The organism is Methylorubrum populi, from assembly GCF_002355515.1.
Taxonomy (GTDB): domain Bacteria; phylum Pseudomonadota; class Alphaproteobacteria; order Rhizobiales; family Beijerinckiaceae; genus Methylobacterium; species Methylobacterium populi_A.
Genome location: NZ_AP014809.1, coordinates 1,512,501 through 1,532,190, shown reverse-complemented (window position 1 = coordinate 1,532,190; position 19,690 = coordinate 1,512,501). Strand labels below are relative to the sequence as shown.

General features: G+C 69.7%; 15 protein-coding genes and 1 tRNA gene (1 of these 16 running past the window's edge). 6 read left to right on the top strand and 10 right to left on the bottom strand.

The window, feature by feature from the left end; translation table 11 throughout:
- Nucleotides 1-11 precede the first annotated feature (11 nt).
- Entirely contained in the window at nucleotides 12-671 is a 660-nt protein-coding gene (locus tag MPPM_RS07015; RefSeq protein ID WP_173807887.1) for a GntR family transcriptional regulator, read from the top strand.
- 161 nt (nucleotides 672-832) lie between these two features.
- Entirely contained in the window at nucleotides 833-2,257 is a 1,425-nt protein-coding gene (locus MPPM_RS07010; protein ID WP_244573563.1) for a carbohydrate porin, read from the top strand.
- A 45-nt stretch (nucleotides 2,258-2,302) separates the two neighbouring features.
- Here the strand turns inward: MPPM_RS07010 and MPPM_RS07005 are convergent, their stop codons facing one another.
- The 7 genes from MPPM_RS07005 to MPPM_RS06975 all read right to left on the bottom strand — a co-directional run bounded on the left by MPPM_RS07005 (nucleotide 2,303) and on the right by MPPM_RS06975 (nucleotide 8,306).
- A complete protein-coding gene (locus MPPM_RS07005) occupies nucleotides 2,303-2,635 on the bottom strand; it encodes a type II toxin-antitoxin system VapC family toxin (RefSeq protein ID WP_280176357.1) in 333 nt (110 codons plus the stop codon).
- A 102-nt stretch (nucleotides 2,636-2,737) separates the two neighbouring features.
- On the bottom strand, nucleotides 2,738-4,915 hold the full coding sequence (locus MPPM_RS07000; RefSeq protein ID WP_096484424.1) for a TonB-dependent receptor family protein: 2,178 nt from the start codon (nucleotides 4,913-4,915) through the stop codon (nucleotides 2,738-2,740).
- 43 nt (nucleotides 4,916-4,958) lie between these two features.
- Nucleotides 4,959-5,315: a hypothetical protein gene (locus MPPM_RS06995; protein WP_096484423.1), complete on the bottom strand. Its 357-nt coding sequence runs from the start codon at nucleotides 5,313-5,315 to the stop codon at nucleotides 4,959-4,961.
- 143 nt (nucleotides 5,316-5,458) lie between these two features.
- Nucleotides 5,459-6,106 carry an SCO family protein gene (locus tag MPPM_RS06990; RefSeq protein WP_096487761.1) on the bottom strand — a complete coding sequence of 216 codons (648 nt, stop codon included), beginning with the start codon at nucleotides 6,104-6,106 and terminating at the stop codon, nucleotides 5,459-5,461.
- Nucleotides 6,096-6,641 carry a copper chaperone PCu(A)C gene (locus tag MPPM_RS06985; RefSeq protein ID WP_096484422.1) on the bottom strand — a complete coding sequence of 182 codons (546 nt, stop codon included), beginning with the start codon at nucleotides 6,639-6,641 and terminating at the stop codon, nucleotides 6,096-6,098. The genes MPPM_RS06990 and MPPM_RS06985 overlap by 11 nt, the downstream gene beginning before the upstream one ends.
- Nucleotides 6,642-6,779: 138 nt before the next feature.
- Entirely contained in the window at nucleotides 6,780-7,856 is a 1,077-nt protein-coding gene (locus MPPM_RS06980) for a copper chaperone PCu(A)C domain-containing protein (protein WP_244573496.1), read from the bottom strand.
- A gap of 48 nt (nucleotides 7,857-7,904) precedes the next feature.
- Nucleotides 7,905-8,306 (bottom strand): hypothetical protein, encoded by a 402-nt coding sequence (locus tag MPPM_RS06975; RefSeq protein WP_096484421.1) that lies wholly within the window; start codon nucleotides 8,304-8,306, stop codon nucleotides 7,905-7,907.
- Between the two features lie 343 nt (nucleotides 8,307-8,649).
- On the opposite strand from MPPM_RS06975, the gene MPPM_RS06970 reads away from it, so the two are divergent.
- The 4 genes from MPPM_RS06970 to MPPM_RS06955 all read left to right on the top strand — a co-directional run bounded on the left by MPPM_RS06970 (nucleotide 8,650) and on the right by MPPM_RS06955 (nucleotide 16,408).
- Nucleotides 8,650-9,966, top strand: a complete 1,317-nt coding sequence (locus MPPM_RS06970; RefSeq protein WP_096484420.1) for a L,D-transpeptidase family protein — start codon at nucleotides 8,650-8,652, stop codon at nucleotides 9,964-9,966.
- A 247-nt stretch (nucleotides 9,967-10,213) separates the two neighbouring features.
- Nucleotides 10,214-10,786, top strand: a complete 573-nt coding sequence (locus tag MPPM_RS06965; protein WP_096484419.1) for a sigma-70 family RNA polymerase sigma factor — start codon at nucleotides 10,214-10,216, stop codon at nucleotides 10,784-10,786.
- An 83-nt stretch (nucleotides 10,787-10,869) separates the two neighbouring features.
- Nucleotides 10,870-11,640 (top strand): anti-sigma factor family protein, encoded by a 771-nt coding sequence (locus MPPM_RS06960; RefSeq protein ID WP_096484418.1) that lies wholly within the window; start codon nucleotides 10,870-10,872, stop codon nucleotides 11,638-11,640.
- A 907-nt stretch (nucleotides 11,641-12,547) separates the two neighbouring features.
- Entirely contained in the window at nucleotides 12,548-16,408 is a 3,861-nt protein-coding gene (locus MPPM_RS06955; protein WP_096484417.1) for a glycosyltransferase, read from the top strand.
- A gap of 95 nt (nucleotides 16,409-16,503) precedes the next feature.
- Here MPPM_RS06955 and MPPM_RS06950 read toward each other — a convergent pair whose 3' ends face one another.
- The 3 genes from MPPM_RS06950 to MPPM_RS06940 form a co-directional block, all read right to left on the bottom strand.
- A complete protein-coding gene (locus MPPM_RS06950; RefSeq protein ID WP_173807886.1) occupies nucleotides 16,504-18,840 on the bottom strand; it encodes a xanthine dehydrogenase family protein molybdopterin-binding subunit in 2,337 nt (778 codons plus the stop codon).
- 212 nt (nucleotides 18,841-19,052) lie between these two features.
- A tRNA-Arg gene (locus tag MPPM_RS06945) sits at nucleotides 19,053-19,129 on the bottom strand.
- A 132-nt stretch (nucleotides 19,130-19,261) separates the two neighbouring features.
- Nucleotides 19,262-19,690, bottom strand: partial view of a YeeE/YedE family protein gene (locus MPPM_RS06940; RefSeq protein ID WP_096484416.1) — the 3' portion only. 15 nt of this gene lie beyond the right edge of the window; 429 of the gene's 444 nt are visible here — the last part of the coding sequence; the start codon falls outside the window, past its right edge — the gene reads right to left on this strand; the stop codon is at nucleotides 19,262-19,264.

Below are 19,690 nucleotides of genomic sequence, written 5' to 3'. Positions count from 1 at the left end.
TGACTCGACCGATGAATCAGACCCAGCGCCTCAGGCAGACGATCGAGGACGAGATCGTCGAGGGGCGTCTCGCCCTCGGGGCGCGGCTCGACGAGACCCAACTCGCCGAGCGCTTCGGCGTCTCGCGCACGCCGATCCGCGAGGCGCTGCTGCAGCTGGCCGCGACCGGCCTCGTGGAGACCAAGCCGCGCCGCGGCATGGTGGTGAGCGCCCCCGAGCCGGGACATCTTCTGGAGATGTTCGAGACGATGGCGGAACTGGAAGCCGCCTGCGGCCGGCTCGCTGCGCGCCGTCTCACGCCGGAGCTCGAGGCGGAGCTCAAGGGGGCGCTCGCGGCCTGCATCCGGGCGGCCTCGGCGGGTGATCCGGAATCCTATTACGGCGAGAACTACGTCTTCCACACCGTGATCTACCGCGCCTGCCGCAACGACTTCCTGTGCGGGCAGGCGCTGGCGCTGCACCGCCGCCTCTCCCCCTACCGACGGCTGCAGCTGCGCACCCGCCACCGGGTGGCGCAGTCGCTCGCCGAGCACGAGGCGGTCGTCACCGCGATCCTCGCCGGGGACGGCGCCGCGGCGGCCGACCAGCTCCGCCGCCACGTGCTGATCCAGGGCGACGGTTTCTCGGAGCTGGTGGCCAACCTGCGGGCGCTGGACCACAGCGCGGCGTGAGGGCCGCCGGCGAGATCGGCGGAGTCGCGTCGCGATCGCCGCCTCCGCCGCACTGGCAGGGGCGGCGCGGAGACCGTAAGCTCAAGCTTCGCGGTTCGCCGTAGAGGTTTCCCTTGTTCGCCCGCCCCCATTCAGGCGCCCTGTCCGGCGCGCTCGTCCTGATGGCTCTCGCCTGTCCGCCGGCCCGCGCACAGCCCACCGGACGGCCGGTCTACGAGGGCGCAGGCGGTGATCCGCGAATCTCGGTCTCCCAGCCGGAATCGACGAGCCAAGCCTCGGGCGGCTACGTGCGCTCGATCGAGCCCTCGCTCGGACCGCTCGGCGACCCGTTCGGCCTGCGGCCCCTGCTGAAGCAGCGGGGCATCGAGTACAGCCTCACCTACATCGCCGAGACTTTGGGCAATCCCGTCGGCGGCATCCGCCAGGGGGCGATCGTCGAGGACCGGCTGAATCTGCGGCTCAACCTCGACCTGCAGCGGCTCGCCGGGTGGGACGGCGCCACGGTGCACGCCAACGCCTACTTCATCCACGGCACCGGCCTGTCGCGCTACTATGTCGGCAACCTGTTGGCGACCAGCGTGATCGAGGCGCTGCCCTCATCCCGCCTCTACGTGCTGTGGCTCGACCAGCAGCTCTTCGACGGCCGGCTCGGCATCAGGGTCGGCCAGCAGGCAGCCGATACCGAGTTCTTCGTCAGCCAGACCGCGACCCTGTTCGTGAACTCGACTTTCGGCTGGCCGGCGATCACCGGGCTCGACCTGCCGAGCGGCGGTCCAGCCTATCCGCTCGCCGCACCCGCGATCCGGGCCAAATACGTGCCGGGCAACGGCTTCTCGCTCCAGGCCGGGCTCTACGACGGCGACCCGGCCGGCGCCAACCGCCCCGGCGACGACCCGGAGGCGCAGCGCCTCGACCGCACCGGCACCAACTTCCGCACCCGCGATCCCGCCCTCCTCGTGGCCGAGGCGACCTACGCCTTCAACACGGAGAAGGATGCGAAAAGCCTGCCCGGCGACATCACGCTGGGCGGCTGGCAACATTTCGGGCGCTTCGAGAGCTTGCGCATCGACCAGACCGGCCTGCCGCTCGCCGACCCCAACTCGACCGGCATCGGCCGGAAGCTCCGCGGCAATGCCGGGATCTACGCGATCTACGACCAGACGCTCTACCGCAAATCCGGCAAGGACGACGAGGGGCTCGGCTTCTTCGTGCGCGCGGCGTGGTCGCCGACCCGCTCCAGCCTCGTCTCGGCCTATCTCGACACCGGGCTCGCCTACAAAGGCCTGTTCGAGGGCCGCGACGACGACACGGCCGGCCTCAGCCTCGCCTATGCCCGCCTCTCCGACGACGCGCGCCGCTCCGACATCGACACCATCGTTCTGACCGGCACGGCGATGCCGCGTCGGCGGGCCGAGACGGTGATCGAGGCGACCTATCAGGCGGTGGTGGTGCCGGGTTTCACCGTTCAGCCGGACGTGCAGCTGATCCTGCATCCGGGCGGCGGCATTGCAAATCCGCGCGACCCCGAAGGCCGCCGGGTGCGCAACGCCGCCGTACTGGGGTTGCGTGCGACGGTTCAGTATTGAGGGGCGTCTCTTCGAGGCTCGGAAGACACCATCCCGCTTCGTACCCTACGATGCGACGTCCAGATCCGTGTGGATGAAGTCCCGACCTTTGAAGAGAATCGGGACTCTGTGACAAGCGGCGCAGGCGTAGGAGAGGCAGTCGGCGAAATTGAGCTGCGCCGGGTGGCCCCGACCCTTGCCGTATGTATCGAAGGCATCGACCGCTCGGCGGGCGACGGCATCGTCGATCGAGACGACGGTGATCCCCGCCGTCGCCAGGAATGCGTCATACATCTCCTGGGCCACCGCGATCGGAAGGCCGAGGATGCGCGCGAGGTTGATCGTCGCCTCAAGGCCGACATGCGGACCGGTTTCCCGACGGCCGGCAGCGGTTGTGATTGTTCATACGGGACTTCGCGCCGCTGCGGACCGATGGTGGTCGTTCTCGCACACCGGTATCGGCGCCGGCCGAGCACCGACACCAATTCCGGGCTCTCACCCTCAGAACGAGGCCCGCACGCCCCCGAACACGCTGCGCCCGTTGCCCGGAAAGAACGCCGCCGGCCCGCCCGCGACCGTCGCGGCGTTGGTCACCACCGCGATGTCGGAGATGTAGCGCTCGTCCGTCAGGTTGCGGGCATCGACGAACAGCGAGACGCCGTTGGAAAAGTCGATGCCGGTCTGGAGGCCGAGCAGGGCGTAGCCCGGCACCTTCAGCGTGTTGGCGTGGTCGGCGAAGGCGCCCTGCGGCACCCAGTCGAGGGCGGGAGCGAAGTAGAAGCCGCTCGGATGCCGGTAGCCGAGCACCGTGCGCAGGACGTCGACCGGCACGCCGGCGATGCGGTTGTTGCCGAAGACCGGGTCGCCGACGAAGCGGAAATCGTTGTGGGTCCAGATCTGCGTGAGGGACAGCCGGTCGCCGTGGCCGGTGAGATCCTCGGTGAGGTCGAGGGTCAGCGCCGCCTCGACGCCTTGATGGCGGGTGCGCGGGGCGTTGAAGGTCGCCGCCGGAATGTTCAGGCCGGGGTTGGGCGTGAAGTTGATCAGCGCGTCGCGCAGCTCCGCCCGGTAGAGCGTCACGTCCCAGGCCAAGCGGTCGATCCGGCCGCGCGAGCCCGCCTCGTAGGTCCAGGCGCGCTGGGCCGCGAGCGGCACGAAGGTGGTGCCGAGCGTATTCGCCTGCACGAGGTCGGAGAAGTCCGGCACGTCGCGTGAGCGGGTGACGTCGGCGAACAGCTGGATGTCCGGCAGCGGCTGCCACAGCAGGCCGAGCTTCGGGTTGATGCCCTCGTAGGTGATGTTGGCGAAGCGCGCCGTGGGGCTCGCCGGCAGGCCGCCCCTGTTGCTGAAGGTGCGATTCGAGGAGAACAGCTTGGCGCCGGTCATCAGCGCCACGTCCGGCAGGAACCAGAACCGGTTCTCGGCATAGGCCTCGTAGTTCGAGGCGCTCTGGCGGGCGTCGAGCGTCTGGCCCCCGCGCAGGCCCGCCACGTTCACGAATTGCCGCGCCTCGTTGATGCCGGCGAACGCCCGCAGGCCGAGGATCAGGTCGTTGCGGAAGCCGCCGAGATCGAACGTGCCGGCCCAGCGCGGCGCGACGCCGTAGGTCCAGCCGTCCTGATCGATCACCTGGAAGATCGGGTGGTAGAGGTTCTTGTGAATGGCCCAGGAATCGATGTCGAGGCGCCCGACCTCCAGCTCGAACGAGGTGCGGTTGGCGATCCGCTCCGTCGTGACCTTCCGCGATTGGTTGCCGGTGATCGCCGTCGGGTTGGCGATGCGGGGATTGTTCAGCGCGTCCAGCAGCGAGAGCGAGCCGGGCAGCTTCTGGTCGGTGTCGTAGAAGCCGAGATAGAAGCGGGTCTCGACGCCCGGTGCGAGGCGGTAGCCGAAATTGGCGTTGAGATTGCGCGTGCGCTGCGTCTCGTGATCGCGAAATCCGTCGGAATTGGTCGCCGTGCCGGAGATCAGGACATCGGCCGGTCCCGAGATCCGCGAGACCTGAAAGTGCTCGCGGAGGGTGTTGAAGCTGCCGCCGTCGATCCGCAGGATGTTGGGCGCCAGCGCCGTGTAGGCGGTCGGCGTCACGAAATTCACCGCGCCGCCGAGCGTGGTCGCGCCGAAGGTCAGCGCGTTGCCGCCCTTGTAGACCTCGACCGAGCGCAGGCTCAGCGGGTCGATCTGATAGAAATCGCCGCTGCCGTCGGCGAGGTTGAGCGGGATGCCGTCCTGCAGCAGCTCGATGCCGCGGACATGGAAGCCGCGGGCGATGCCGGAGCCGCGCACCGAGAGGCGCATCTCCTGGCCGTAGCGCTCCTGCACGAACACGCCGGGCACGTCCTTCAGCACGTCGCGCACGGTGTTGGCGTAGCGGTTCTGGAAGGTGGCGGCGTCGACGAAGGCGACCGAGCCGACGGTGGCGTTCACCGCCGCCCGCTGCGCGGCGATGCTCGGCACGGTGAGCGAGCCGGCCGTCTCGGCGGGACTCGAGGCTTGGCCGGGACCCGAGGCTTGGCCGGAGCCGGAGACGCTGATCTCGGAAAGGGTGGCCGCGCTCTCCGCCGAGGCGCGGGGCTCGGCAGCGGACCGGGCAAGGGCAGGGACGGCGAGGGTGAGGCCGGCGGCAAGCAGCGTCGAGGACAGGGCGGCACGCGGCACGGCCCGTTGACGGGAAGGCATGAGGAAACGTCCGTTGTCTGAAGGATCGGGAGGGGGCGATCGATCAGACGACGGGGGGCGCGCGTGGGCTCGGGCGCGTGCCGGGCGGCGCGCGGGGGAGGGGCCCGATCTCAGGCCGCGGCGCGACCCGGACGATCCTCTTCGGCGGCCAGACGATGACGGCGTGCGCCGGTTCCGGGACGTCGAGGCTCGGCAGGACGTGCGCGGCCTGGCAGCAGGGCAGGTGGCCATGCGCCGGATGCGGCTTCGAGGCGCCGTTGGTCTCCCCGGCATCGGGGGCGCAGAGGATGTGGACGAGGCCGCCGTCGGGGCCGACGGTGCCTGCGAGCGCGGCCGCGCCGAGGACGACCTGCAGGGCGAGCGCGTAGAGCGCGGCCACGGCGATGACCGCGCGGCACACGGACCATCCCGGCAGGCGCCCTCGCATGGCCGCCAGCTACGGCCAAGCTCGCGCCGAGGTCAATGGATGCGCGATCGGGACAGGTCCGTTTTCCGTGCGGCCGAGGCGGAGTCGGCCGGACTCCGTGACGCGGCTCGCGGCGATCAGGTGTTGCGGCCGTCGGCGACCAGTTTCCGCAGCTGTTTCAGCGCGAGCGCGTGCCCAGCATTCAGGTCGAGCGGTCCGGCGAAGCCACTGTTGCGGTCCATCATGTAGACCATCAACGTGTGCTCCAGGGTGTAGTCGCCACCGGGCAGCGGCACCCGCTTCACGAACGCGCGGTAGTCGCGGATCACCCCCTCGATCTGCTGCGGCGTGCCGGTCAATCCGGTGATCCGGTCGGTGAATGAGGCCATGTACTCGCGCATCACCTCCGGCGTGTCCCGCTCGGGATCGAGGGTGATGTAGTAGGCCTGGAGATCGCCGCCCTCGGCGGCGAATTCGTCGAGCAGGGTGCCGAGATCGGCCAGCGTCGTCGGGCAGACGTTCGGGCACTGGGTGAAGCCGAAGAAGACGAGGAAGGGCTTACCCTTCAGCGCACGCGAATCGACGGTGCCGCCCTTCGAGGATTCGAGCCGGAACGGGCCGCCCACCACCGACAGGGCGGAGGGTTTGTCCCCCCGTGGCAGGAAGGCGACCGTCGCCGCCACGATGCCGACGAGGCTGAGCGCGAAGGCGATCAGGATCAGCGTGCTCCCCCGCTTCGCGGCGGGGGAGGGGGCGGCCAGGTCCGGTCGAGGCTCAGTGGCCATGGTCATGCCCCGCATGATCGTGTCCGGAAGGGTCGTGCGTGCCGCCCGCCGCATCCGGCGCCTTGGCCGCGAGGCTTTCCACGGCGAACTCGACGGGGACGCGGCCCGCCCGCTCGAAGCTCAACGTCCCCTTCACCCGCTCGCCCTTCTTCAGCGGGGCCTTCAGGTCGAGGAACATCAGGTGGTGGCCGCTGGGGGCGAGCGTCACCGTCTGGCCCGGCGGGATCTCCAGGCCGTCGGCGAGCGGCGCCATCTTCATCACGCCGCCCTCCATCGACATCGTGTGCAGCTCGCCGCGCCCGGCCGCCGCGATCGTGCCGCCGGTGAGCCGGTCGGGCTCGGTGCCGGTATTCGTGACCGTGAGATAGCCGCCCGCGACCTTGGCCCCGCCCGGCGTGGCGCGCGACCAGGGATGGCCGATCTTGAGCGGGCCGGCGGCGTAGTCGTGGGCGTGGGCCGGATTCGTTGCGGCGGGGCTCGTCACGGCGAGGCCGAGGGCGAGGCCGAGGGCGGACGGGAAAGCGTGAAGGCGCATGGTCGTGTCTCCATTCGCGGAGGAGAGGGAGTGCGCGGGACTCGGCCCCCGGATCCCGCCCCGATGGCGGTTCTCCGATGGGGCCTCTGCCCGCACGGATGACGTCGCCGGCCGGTGCGGCCGGTCAGTGATGGCCGGTCAGTGGTGGTGCGCGTGGCCGCCGGTCTCGGACGCGGCGGCGGATCCTTGCTCGCCGGGTCCTTGCGCGCCGATCGGAGCCACGGTGAAGCTCACCGGCACCGTCCCGGCCCGCTCGAAAGTCAGCGTGCCTGTGACCGTCTCGCCCGCCTTCAGACCGTCCTTCAGGTCGAGGAACATCAGGTGGTAACCGCCGGGCTTGAGCGCGACACTGGCCCCCGGCGCGAGGGCGAGGCCGCCCTCGACGGGCGCCATCTTCATCACGCCGCCCTCCGTCGTCATCGAGTGGATCTCGGTCCGGCCGGCCCGGGGGATCGCCGCGCCGGTCAGGCGGTCGGGCTCGGTGCCGGTGTTGCGCAGCGTGACGTAGCCGCCGGCGACCTTCGCCCCGGCCGGCGTCGCCCGCAGCCAGGGCGCCTCGATCGCGATCGCCCCGGCCCGCGCGGCAGGCGCCGCCGGAGCCTGTGACGCCTGACCCTGCGCCGCCTGGACCGCGGCACCTGGGGCGGCGACGATCCGCACCGCCGGGGCCGGCGCCTTCAGTGCCCGCGCCGACGCGCCCTCGGCCGGAACCTCGCTCCAGCGGTAGCTGCCCTCGGTGCAGTCCTGCTCGACGGGAAAGTAGAGGGTCGCACCGGGCGCGAAGGCATCCGAGACCCGGGCGAAGAAGGTGAACTCATCGACCTGGTCGTCGGGCAGGTTGCCGCCGGTCCAGGTGATCCGGGTGACGCCCTCCGACACCTGTCCGTGGAAGGACGGATAGGCGCGGGCATAGGCCGACTTGACCGTGCTGATGGTCCAGCCGGGCTTCGGCATCGGCTTGGCGCCGGTCACGCCCTCGGGGATGGTGACGCTGACGCGGGTGGTCGGGCGGCCGTCGCAGCCGTGCATGATCTGGATGACGCCGCGATAGGCGGCGTTGGGTGCGGCCTCCTTGCGTTCCAGCACGGCATGGGCCGAGGCGGTCGAGACGAGCGCAGGACCGATCAGGACGAGCGGCAGGGCGGCGCGAAGGGATGCGCGGAGGCGTGCATGAAGGGGCGCGCGAAGAGAGGCGCGGGGGCGAGAGCGGGGCATGGAGGGTTCCGGTTGTCTGACATCGAAGGATCGCGGCGATCGAGCGGGTCAGGCAGCCGGCGGTGCCCGGGCATGGGCGAGGGTGAAGGGCGGAGGCCGGCCGGCCCGGCGCTGGGCGCCGGACCAATCGGCGCGCACGGCCTCCCGCTCGGGCCAAGCGATCGCGGCCGACGGGGGCGGCGGAAGCGCGGCGGCGGGCGGGTGGTGCGCGGCGGTGCAGCAACCGGCGTGATGGACATCCGGAGCCGGAAGCCCGTCCTTTGCGGCTTCGGCGGAGACGGCCTCGCCCGTACTCGACAGGCAGAGGAAAGCGGGAGCGCCCGCGATGGGGAGCGCCGCGATGCCGCCGAGCAGGGCCTGGAGCACCAGCGCGTAGAGCGCGGCCACGGCGGTCAGCCCGCGCAGGACGCGCGGCGCTCCTCCGGTCCGGTCGCGGCGTGGGCTCGGCATGGGCACGAGCCTTACGCCGCTTCGCGCCGCTCCGGTAGGGGCCGGGCCGGTGCCATTCCGCCGCTCTTCGCGCCGCCCTCCGCCGCTGCCCTTGGCCGCCGCGCCGCGTCCGGGTGAAACCCTCGCGGAAGCGGTTCCGGATCTCTTTGCGTGCGCCGCCACACCCGGACGCCACAATATGGCCCGGAACGGCATGGCTTCTTAACCACGAGACCGCAACAACCGCGGCACGAGAACTTGGCCGAGACTTGGTCTCTCACGCCCTGGTTTAGACACCCGGGGCGTTCGAACCGGGACCTCGGTCGATTTCACCGACCGCACCCTCAATCCAGAGCCCGGATCGATGCTGCAGACCGCGCGCCAACCCCGTTTCCGTCCCTTTGCCCGTCCTTTCGCCGCCGCCCTGCTGGGGGCGACGCTGCTCGCCGGCCCGGCGCTCGCGCGCGAGGCCGGCTTCGCCCAGGCCGAGTGGGCGCAGGACTATTCCTCGCCCACCACCATGCAGGTGCACCGCTCCTCGACGCCGATCCTCTCGCCCGACACCATCGCGGCGACCGAGGCGATGGTCGAGAAGTACCGCGCCATCGTCTCGCGCGGCGGCTGGCAGGCCGTGACCGGCGCGGCCGGCCTTCGCATCGGCTCCCGCGGCCCGGCGGTGGCGGCGGTGCGCCAGCGCCTGATCGTCACCGGCGACCTCGATGCCACGGCCGGCGGCGCGGGCACCTACGATTCCTACGTCGCGGCCGGCGTGAAGCGCTTCCAGGCCCGGCACGGCCTGTCCCAGACCGGCCAGATGAGCCCGGCGACGCAGGCCGCGATGAACGTCCCCGCCGACGTGCGCCTGCGCCAGCTCGAGACCAACGTGATCCGCCTGCGCTCCTATTCGGGCGATCTCGGCCGGCGCTTCGTCATCACCAACATCCCCGCCGCCCTGGTGCAGACGGTGGAGAACGGCCAGGTCGTGACCCTGCACGCCGCCGGCGTCGGCAAGATCGACCGTCAGTCGCCGATCATGAATGCCAAGGCGGTCGAGATCAATTTCAACCCGACCTGGACGGTCCCGGCCTCGATCGTGAGGAAGGACCTGATCCCGAAGATGCAGAAGGATCCGAACTACCTCACGGACAACAAGATCCGCATCCTCTCGGGGGGACAGGAGATCTCGCCGCGCTCCGTGAACTGGAACTCGGACGAGGGGACCCGCTACACCTACCGCCAGGATTCGGGTGCCGACTTCAACTCGATGGGCGTCGTGCGCATCAACATCCCGAACCCGCACGGCGTGTTCATGCACGACACCAATTCCCGCGGCGTGTTCGGCGACGACTTCCGCTTCATTTCCTCGGGCTGCGTGCGCGTGCAGAACGTGCGCGAATACATCACGTGGCTCCTCAAGGACACGCCCGGCTGGGACCGCGCCCATGTCGAGCAGGCGGTGGAGAGCGGCCAGCGCATCGACGCCCGCCTCACGCAGCCGGTGCCGGTCTACTGGACCTACATCACCGCCTGGGCGACCCCGGACGGCACGGTCCAGTTCCGCGACGACATCTACAAGCGCGACGGCGTGAACGTGCCCTCGACCATCGAAGCGCCGACCCCGGTCGCCAGCGCCGCCTCGACCCAGCCCGAAGTGTTCGAGCCGGGCGACGAGGAGAACTGAGGATCCCTCAAAGCCTTCGCCCCGTCGCCGCAACCGGTCGGGGTGACCGGAAAGTACACGAAGACGAACGCGACCCCGGGCCGGATTCGACATCCGGCCCGGGGTCGTGTCTTTTCACCGGCGTTGATTCCGTTGCAGTGCCCGGCTTGGACCAGGCTCCGAGCAGCTCGCCGGAATTTTTTTCGCGAAATTTCGCCTTCGCAGCGGAATGGGGGGATGAAAGTCCCCGGACGAACGTCAACGGTTTATGGTGCTCGATCGAACGCGCGCGCAACGCTCCGATATCGTCGATCTGCTGGTGCCCCTGCGGCGCTACGCTCGATCGCTGACACGAGATTCGCTCAAGGCGGATGATCTCGTTCACGACACAATGGTTCGCGCTCTTGAATCGCGTGCGAACCTGAGACCCGACACGAATCTCCGCACCTGGATGATGACGGTGCTGCACAACGTCTTCATCGACGAGCAGCGCCGCAAGCGGGTCGAGGCGCGCCATGCCGATGTGCTGGTGCAGCTCTCCGAGGAGATGGCCCCGCCGGCCCAGGAAGGGCAGGTTCGGCTGATGCAGATCCGCAAGGCCTTCGAGAGCCTGCCCGAGGAGCAGCGCGCCGCGCTTCACCTCGTGACCCTCGAAGGCATGGCCTATGCCGACGCCGCCGCCGTGCTGGGCATCCCGATCGGCACCCTGATGTCGCGGCTCGGCCGCGGCCGGGCAGCCCTGCGCGCCTTCGAAGAGGGGCACCGCAAGGGTAAGGCCGGCGCGTCCGACGACGGGCCCGACCGCGGCCGTTCACATCTGCGTGTCGTCAGCGGGAATTGACGGCCTCGATGAAGCGTTGAAAGAGCAGCACCGACGAGCGGCAAGGCTGGGCGGTGGGCAAGCAGGACAGTCGGAGTGGGCTGATGCTCGATCCAGTCACGGAAACCGATCTTATCGCCTATGTCGATGGCGAGCTCGACCCGATGCGTCGCCTGGAGGTCGAGGCGCATCTCGCGCGCAATCCCGAGGATGCGCTGCAGGTCATGGCCGATCTGCGCGACCGCGACGCCCTGCGCGAAGCCTTCCTGTCGGTGCCGAGCCTGCCGCCGGAGCGGTTGCGCATGGGCGCGCGCCGGATCGACCGCGCCTTCGCCTGGCAGCGGGTCCGCTCACGCCTGCGCCGGGCGGCGGCGGTCGTGGTTTTGGTCGGGGCAGGGTGGCTCGCCCACACCGAGAGCGGCAGCTTCGGCGTGCCCGGCTCCTTCGCCTCGCCGATCGATCCCTCCCTGGCCGAGGAGGCGAAGCAGGCGCGCGAGGCGGTTCAGATCCGTGCCCGTACGACCAGCCAGCCCATGGCCTCGGTTTACGATCCCGCCGATCTCGAAGCGGCGACCGGCGTCGATCTGCCGCCACTGCCGGAGGGTTGGGTGGTCCGCGACGTACAGATCTTCCCGAGCCGCAAGGGCACCGGGATCGAGATCTCGATCCAATCGGCCGAGATCGGTGAGCTCGCCCTGTTCGCCAAGAACAGCAGCGGATTGGCGCTGGCCGAGGGCGGCGAGCCGGTGGCCCGTTCGAGCGACGGGACGACCGCCTATTGGCGCAACGGCCGGACGGCCTACGCCCTGAGCGGCTCGCGCGACGATCCGGCTCTGCACGCCGCCGCGGCCCGCCTCGCCGCGATCCGGGAATAGGACGCGGCCGAAGGCGGCCGCCGGGTTACTGGCTCATCGGGACGCCGTGAATGAGCCGGATCCGATCCGCGCAATGCGGTCGATCGGCGCGCGCCTGAAGGCTCGAGAGCGGATCTGAGGAGCACAGCGCGTTCCCGTTCCGGATGGGCGGTGCTCTCGAAGTTCCGTGGTTTGACCAGGACACGGCCGGAGGCATCCGTTTTACGCGAAGTCAGAGCCCGTTCCGGCGCTCGGCGTTGGGGTCCTCGTGGCACTCCCGCAAAGGCTTGGATCTAGCCTTCACAGTATTGACATTACGATCCCATTTTATTGAAAAACCCAGAAATCAGATGTTGCATTTCTTTTATGGCTAAAATTTTGTTATTTTCCAATCAAGTAGTAATTTTTTAAAATATACCGACCGCGGTGATCAATCGATCTTCGCGAGAGATCGATTGTCAGATTTTCAGCTGAGACGTCGTGATTCATTGCCGTTGAACAGTTAGGAGCCTCGGTCGCGACTCTGAGAATCGGGCAGCTTCGACCTGACCGACGCGATCTGTGCTTGGAAAACCGGACGTCGATTGTGCAACGATGGCGTTTCGTCCGCGCCAATCGATTCCCGTTTTCTGGTTGTCGGGTGGGAGGATTGCCCCGGATCGGCGCAATGGCTACTGCTTGGCTTGTTGCAGTGCGGTCGAGAGGCACGATGTGAGGCTTGGCGATCCGTTCAGAGACCTGGGGCAGGCATTCCCCCCGCTCGATGCTGCCCTGCGCGGACGCAGCGCGCGGGAGGCGATAGGATCCTGTCCCATGCATCGTCCGGATTGATGCTGCATCCACCCATCGGTCATCTGATCCGTCCGGGAACCTCGGCCGGGTTCCTGCCTGAAAATCGTGGATCAATCGACGCGCGAGGTCGCTGACGGTGCTCAGGCGCAGCTTGCAATTGCTCTCGAAACGGGTCGGGCTCGCGAAGATTTCGCGTGGACCGCGGCTGCGAGGGTCCGGAACGCTGACAGGCGAAGGCGGCTTCGATCCCGTCTTCTATCGGCGCTACTATCCGGACCTCGCCGTTCTGGGCTCCGACGGCAAGGTGCTCAGGGAGCATTACGTCAAGCACGGCCGAAAAGAGGGGCGTGCTCGCAACGCTGCAGCCCTCATCGCTGCCCTGGAGCGCGACAGCGGTTCGTTGCCGAAGGATTTTGTCCCGGAGCATTATCGGGCGCTCTACGACGATCTGGCCGGCCTGTCCGAGCCGTGGGAACTGAGCGAGCATTATCTGCGCTTCGGGCGGCTCGAGGGGCGTGCCTACCGGGCCGATCGACCGCTCCTTGATCAGGAATACGAGCGCCTGCTCGCGTCGAATAGCGCGTCGAGTGGGGGACGTCCCGCCGCACGCCGTCCTGAAAGCTTCGGCCACCTTCTGGTTGCCGCACGGGTCCTCCCGGGGCGGTGGCTCGACCTCTTCGTGCTCCACGAATTCGCGCTGCTGAACGAGGCGTGGCTGCCGCGCACGCCCACCTCGCGGATGGAGGGGCTCGTCGCCTTCCTCACGGATGGGGTGGACCGGCTCGCGCCGATCTCTCTGAGCTTGCGCTTCGACCCCGCCTTTTATCGCTCGACCAACCCGGAGGCTCCTGCCGGCACCAGTGATGCCGACCTGTACCGCCGCTGGCTCGGTCAAGGACTACAGAAGGGCGAGCCCGGCACCGAAGCGGCGGCGCTGCTCCAGCTGCTCGGGGAGGAGCGCTTCCCGGAGAGCTTCGACGAGACAGCCTACCGTTCCCTGCTCCCCGAAGGAATCACTCCACCGCCGTCCGGGCGGCTTAACGCCCTCCGCCACTTCATCACGGAGGGCTTCCGTCTCTGGGACCTTGAGCCGGTGCGGCAGGTCTGCTCGCCCCAACTGCTCGAGCGGATCGGCGAGTACCATCTCGTCCATGACAATGTTCTCACGGCCAAGGAAGCCTTCGACCGGGCGCTGAAGGCCGGCCTCGTCACCGGCCGCCTCCATCATCGGCGCGGCGACGCGCTGCGCGCCCTCAACCGCACGAACGAAGCCGCGCGCGCCTTCGTGAATGCGGCGGATGTGCCGGGCGCCGTCGTATGGAGCCACGTCCACGCGATCGACGGTCTGCTCGCGCGGCCGAGTGGTGTGGCCGAGGCGCTCGACCGCGTCCGGCACTCGGCCGAGGAATGGCATGCCAACGCGCATTGGCGCGCCGCCGCGCATCGCGCCCTCGTGGCGTCCTTCGCGCTCACGAGCGAGAAGGCGCGCGCTGACTACGCCGCCGGCCGGCGGCAGGAGGCGGACGACCGCCTCACCGCCTGCCTCGACCAGATCAGCAGCCTGATCGAGGCAATCGATCCGCTGCCGGCGCCACTCCCGGTTCCGGCGAACGGACACGTCGTCATCGTCGCCAACCGCGACCTGCCCCAATGCGACCATTACCGCGTCGTGCAGAAGATCCAGCAGCTCGAGCATGGTGGCTGGACGGTCGAGGTGTTCCGGCAGGATGAGGCGGCCGAGTGCCGGCCGGCTCTCGACCGCGCCTCGGCGGTGATCTTCTACCGCGTGGCGGCTTTTCCCGGCGTCCTGCACGCCATTCTCTACGCGCGGGCACTCGGCCTGACGACGATCTACGAGATCGACGACATCGTCTTCGACGCGACCATGTTCCCGGATCCCCTCGAAAGCTTCGAGGGCCAGATCACGCCCAAGCAATATGTCGATCTGCAATACGGCGTGCCGCTGTTCCGCTACGCCATGCGGGCCTGCGATATCGGCCTCGCCTCCACGCCGGCGCTGGCCGAACGGATGCGCCCGCTCGTCCGTTCGGGCGTCTGCCACGTCCTGCGCAACGGTCTCGATGGGCGCAATCTCCCCTTCCTGAAGCGCCCGCGCGCGCCCTTCTCGGAGAAGAGCCTGACCATCTTCTATGGATCGGGCACCCGCGCGCACAACAAGGACTTCAACGACCTCGCCGCGCCCGCGCTCCTCACGGTGATGGAGCGCAATCCTCATATCCGTCTCGTGATCGCCGGCTATCTGCGCCTCGGCGACGGCTTTCGGCGGTTCGCGCACCGGGTCCGCCAACTCGGCTTCACCGATGACGTGACGGCCTACTGGGAGGCGCTGTCGGGGGCGGACATCAACCTCGCGGTTCTCGCGCCCGGCCCCTTCGCCGATGCCAAGAGCGAGATCAAATGGCTGGAAGCCGCCATGTGCGGCATCCCCTCGATCGTCAGCGCGACGCGCACCTACCGGGAGATCCTCGTCGATCGGCAGGATGCCTTGCTCGCCGAAACGGTCCAGGACTGGACGAAGGCCCTCACCACGCTGATCGACGATCCGGCCCTGCGCCGGAGGATCGGGGATCAGGCGCGGGACAAGGCGTTGGCCGCCTACGGACTGGGCGCCGCCGTCGAGGTGCTTAAGGGCGCTCTCGCCGCTCCGCCCGTGCCGCACCGGCCGGCCGGCCCGCTGCCGGGCGCCTCCTTGCCCGCTGCCGAGGCGTGGGCCGGCCACACGGCCGAGGACGCGCCCGTACCGGCGGGCTTCGTTGCGCGCGCGCGCCGGGATGGCAAGCCGCGGATTCTGGTGATCAACGTCTACTTCCCGCCCCAGACCGTCGGGGGCGCTACCCGGGTCGTGCGCGACAACGTCGACCACATCCTCGATCATGCCGCGGACCGGTTCGAACTGGCGGTGGCCGCCTCCGACATGGAGGCCGAGCTTCCCTATCAGACCCGCATCGACGCCTATCGCGGCATTCCCGTGTTCCGCATCGCCACGCCGCATGGACGGAACATGGACTGGCGCCCGTTCAACCCGAGCGTACGCTCGGCGTTCGAAGCCCTCCTCGATCGCTTCGAGCCCGATCTCGTCCACGTCCACTGCGTGCAGCAATTGACGGCCAGCGTGGTCGAGGCGGTGCGTGACAGGGAGATTCCCTACATCGTCACCGTCCACGACGCGTGGTGGATCTCGGACTTCCAGTTCCTGATCGACGAGGACGGGCTGGTGCAAATGCCGACGCCCGACATCCTCGCCGATGCGACGAGCCGATCCGTCTCGCCCACCGGCTCCATTGCGCGCCGTCGCGGGCTGGCGCGGGTGCTCGATGCGGCGGCGACCATCGCCGCGGTGTCGGAGCCTTTCGCCGACATATATCGCAACGCGGGTTTTCCGCAGACGATCGCGATCCCGAACGGCGTCCCGCGCCTGACACCGGTCGCGCGGCGGGAGAGCGCGACGGGCCGCGTCCGCCTCGGCCATATCGGCGGCCGCACGGCGCACAAGGGCGCCACCCTGGTCGAGGCGATCCTGCGGGCCGGCCGGTTCTCGAATCTGAGCCTGACCCTCGTCGACCATGCCAGGGCGACCGATTACGTGAGCGACGAGATCTGGGGCGCCACCTCCGTCCGGATCGTCGGGAAGGTGCCGCAGGAGCAGATCGGCGAACTCTACGCCGAGATGGACGTGCTGCTCGCCCCCTCGCTCTGGCCCGAGAGTTTCGGGCTCGTGACGCGGGAGGCGCATGCGGCGGGCCTCTGGGTTGTGGCAAGCCGGCTCGGCGCGATCGGCGAGGATATCGACGAGGGCGTCAACGGCTTCCGGGTCGATGTCGGATCTCCGGATGGGCTGCGCGCGGTGTTCCAGCGCATCGATGCCGATCCCGAGCGGTTCCGTGCGAGCCCGCCGCAGCCCGCGCATCCGCGCCGGACGGCGGCGGATCAGGGCGAGGATCTGATCGCGCTCTACGACAGGCTGCTCGCGCGGTAGGGCGACGGGGCGGACCGGCCCGATCCGGCCTCGGCGCTTCACCGGCGCGCCTCCTTCGAAGCTTCGGCCGGGCTTCGACTGAGACGCGTCGCGGATTACAGCATGTCCTCGATGCGGATCGGGAGCCTGCGGATGCGGCGACCGGTGGCGTGGTAGACGGCGTTGGCGATCGCGGCGTTGACGCCGATGATGCCGAGTTCGCCAAGCCCCTTCACCCCGAGCGGGTTCACGGCCTCGTCGGGGTCCGGCACCAGCAGTGCCTCGACCGCGCCGGTGTCCATGGCGGTGGGGACGAGGTACTCGGCGAGATCGGGGTTGCGGTAGGCGCCCCCGTCGAGGACGGTCTCCTCCAGAAGCGCCGATCCCAGCCCCCAGATCATCCCGCCGAGGAGCTGGCTGCGCGACGTCAGCGGGTTGAGGATGCGGCCGGCCGCGAAGGCCCCGGTCAGCCGCGCCACCCGGATCTCGCCGGTCTCGGCGTGGACATGGACTTCCGCAAACTGAGCTCCAAACGCCCATTTGAGACTGTCACCCCCCGTACTCAGGCCGATATGTCCCGCGCGCAGAACGTCCAGCGCATCGGGGGCACTGCCCGGGGGCACGAACGCGGCAAGCGTTTCGACTCCGTCCGCGCCGATCAGGGCGACCGCCTCGGCGAGTGGCAGCGCGCCGCCGCCGGGCGCGGTAAGCCGGCCGCCGGCGAGGCGCAGACCGTCCGGGTTGCAGCCCGCCAGCGGACGGCCCGGAGCCGTGGCCTCCTGCGCCAGCCGCTCGCGCAGCTGCTCGCAGCCAAGCGCCAGCGCGCTCATCAGGCTCGTCGTGGTGCTCGATCCGCCCGAGAGGCCGGCCGCCGGAAGGGTGGTGTCGCCGAGCTCGACCCGGACCCGTTCCACCGGCACGCCGAGCCTCTCGGCCACTCCCATCGCCAGCAGCGTCGTGATGCCGTTGCCGATCTCGTGGTGGGCGCACGCCACCTCCGCCGCTCCGTCCGCGGAGAGGCGCAGCCGCATCGTCGCCGCGGCGATCTTCACCGGCCGCACGGAGGCGGCGCAGCCGAGGCCGACGCGCCAGGATCCTGCCTGCATCGATCCCACCCGCATCGTCCCGACCCGCGGCGACCGCCGCACCCAGCCGAAGGCGGCCGCTCCCGCGTCGAAGCAGGCCATCAGCGGCCGGCTCGAGAACGGCTTGCCCGAGACCGGATCGCGGGCGGTGTCGTTGCGGCGGCGCAGTTCGATCGGATCGAGCTCGAGCTGCCAAGCCAACTCGTCGACGGCGCTCTCCAGGGCGAACAGGTAGGGCACCTCCGGCGGCGCCCGCATCGGCCCGGGGGTGTTGCGGTCGACCCGGACCGCCCGCTCCCGCGTGCGGATCGCCGGGCAGGCGTAGAGGCTCGCGGTCACGTCCGCGCCCTCCATGGCGAAGGGGTCGAAGCGCGAGGTGACGACGTCCGCCGCGTGAACGAGGCCGGTGAACCGCCCGTCGCGGTCCGCCGACAGCCGGATGTCGTGGCGCGTCTCCGGACGGTGATTGGCGATGGTGAAGCATTGCCGCCGGGTCGGCACCAGCGAGACCGGGCAACCGAGCTTCCTGGCGGCGAGCGCGACGGGGGCGGTGTACTGCGCCAGGGCGAATTTCGAGCCGAAATGGCCGCCGATCGGACCGGAGACGACCCGCACCTGGGCCGGATCGAGGCCGAGCTGGGCCGCGAGCCCGTGCCGGACGGCGCCGATATAGCGGCTGGGCTCGTACACGGTGAGCCGGTCGCCCTCCCAAGCGCAGCACGTGGTGAACAGTTCGATCGGATTGTGATGCTGGATCGGCGTAGCGTAGCGCGCCGCCACCCGCGCCGCGGCCTCCCCCCAGGCGGCGTCGGGATCGCCCGTCGCGATGTCTTCGTGGTGGGCCTTGAGATCGGCAAGCCGCACGGTCTCTGCGCCCGGATCATCGAAGGTCGCGGCGGCGGATTCCGGTGCGTACTGCACGCGGACCAAGGCGGCGGCCCGGGCTGCCGAGTCCTGCGTCCGCCCGACCACGAGGGCAACGATCTGGCCGGCATAGGCCACCCGGTCCGACCCGAGCGGGAGATGGGAGGAGTTGGCGTAACCGCCGGCCATCAGATGCGGGACGGGCGCGATCGCGCCCGCGAAATCGCGATGGGTGAAGATCCCGAGCAGGTCCGGCACAGCCTCGGCCGCGGCGAGATCGAAGCCGCGGATCCGCCCGCGTGCGACCGTGCTGGTGACGAGGGCGGCGTGCGCGGTGCCGTGCTTGCGCCGATCGGACGCGTAGAGCGCCGCTCCGGTGACCTTGGCGCGTCCCTCGATCCGGACGTGCGGGCGCCCCAGGACCGGGCGCTCCAAAGCATCGTTCGGGTCTCCGTCCACGTCACCGTTCTTGGCAACGTCCATGGCTGTGTCGGCCTGATCCATCGCGGTCGTCTCCCGCACCGGAGGCTGTCCCGGCGGGGGGACCCGGCCGGGTGAGCGGCGTGCTTCCTGATCGCTTGGCAACGACGGCCGGACCGGTCGGTCTCCCCGCGGCGTCGAAACGACGCTCACCGGCGACGCACCCTCCCGCGCGGACGAGATCGGTGGCGCCGGGCGTTCCGCTCGACGGCGATGCATCGATCTTGGAGGGAGCCTGGCGACCCCGGTAGGGCTCGAACCTACGACCTGCCGCTTAGAAGGCGGCTGCTCTATCCAGCTGAGCTACGGAGTCTGGTACCAGGAGGGCCAAAAGGCACGGGACCGGGCCGGGGTCAAGCCTCGCCGCCATCGTGCGCTTTTCCCTCCGGAGAGAGCCCGGACGCCTGTCTCTCAGCCGCTTCCGACAGGCCGATCGCCCCCATGCTCACCGAGCGCTGCGGGTCACCGGCCACCGGCTGGCCGTCAGGCCGTGAAGCAGCATGCCGGCAAGCATCGCCGCGACGAACAGGGCCACCGGCGGCAGGCCGAGCACGAGGCCGGCGAGAGCCGGGCCGGGGCAGAAGCCCGCAAGCCCCCAGCCGATGCCGAACAGCACGGCACCGCCGATGAGACGGGTATCGAGCGTTGACTTCGTCGGCACCTCGAAGCGCGGGCCGAGCGCCGGCCGTGCCATCCGCGCCTTGATCAGGTAGCCGAGGCCCGAGACGCCGACCGCGCCGCCGAGGACGAAGACGAGGCTCGGGTCCCACGCCCCCGCAATATCGAGAAAGCCGAGCACCTTCTCGGGGTCCATCATGCCCGACAGGGCGAGACCGAAGCCGAAGAGCAGGCCGCTGACCAGCGCGGCCGCCGA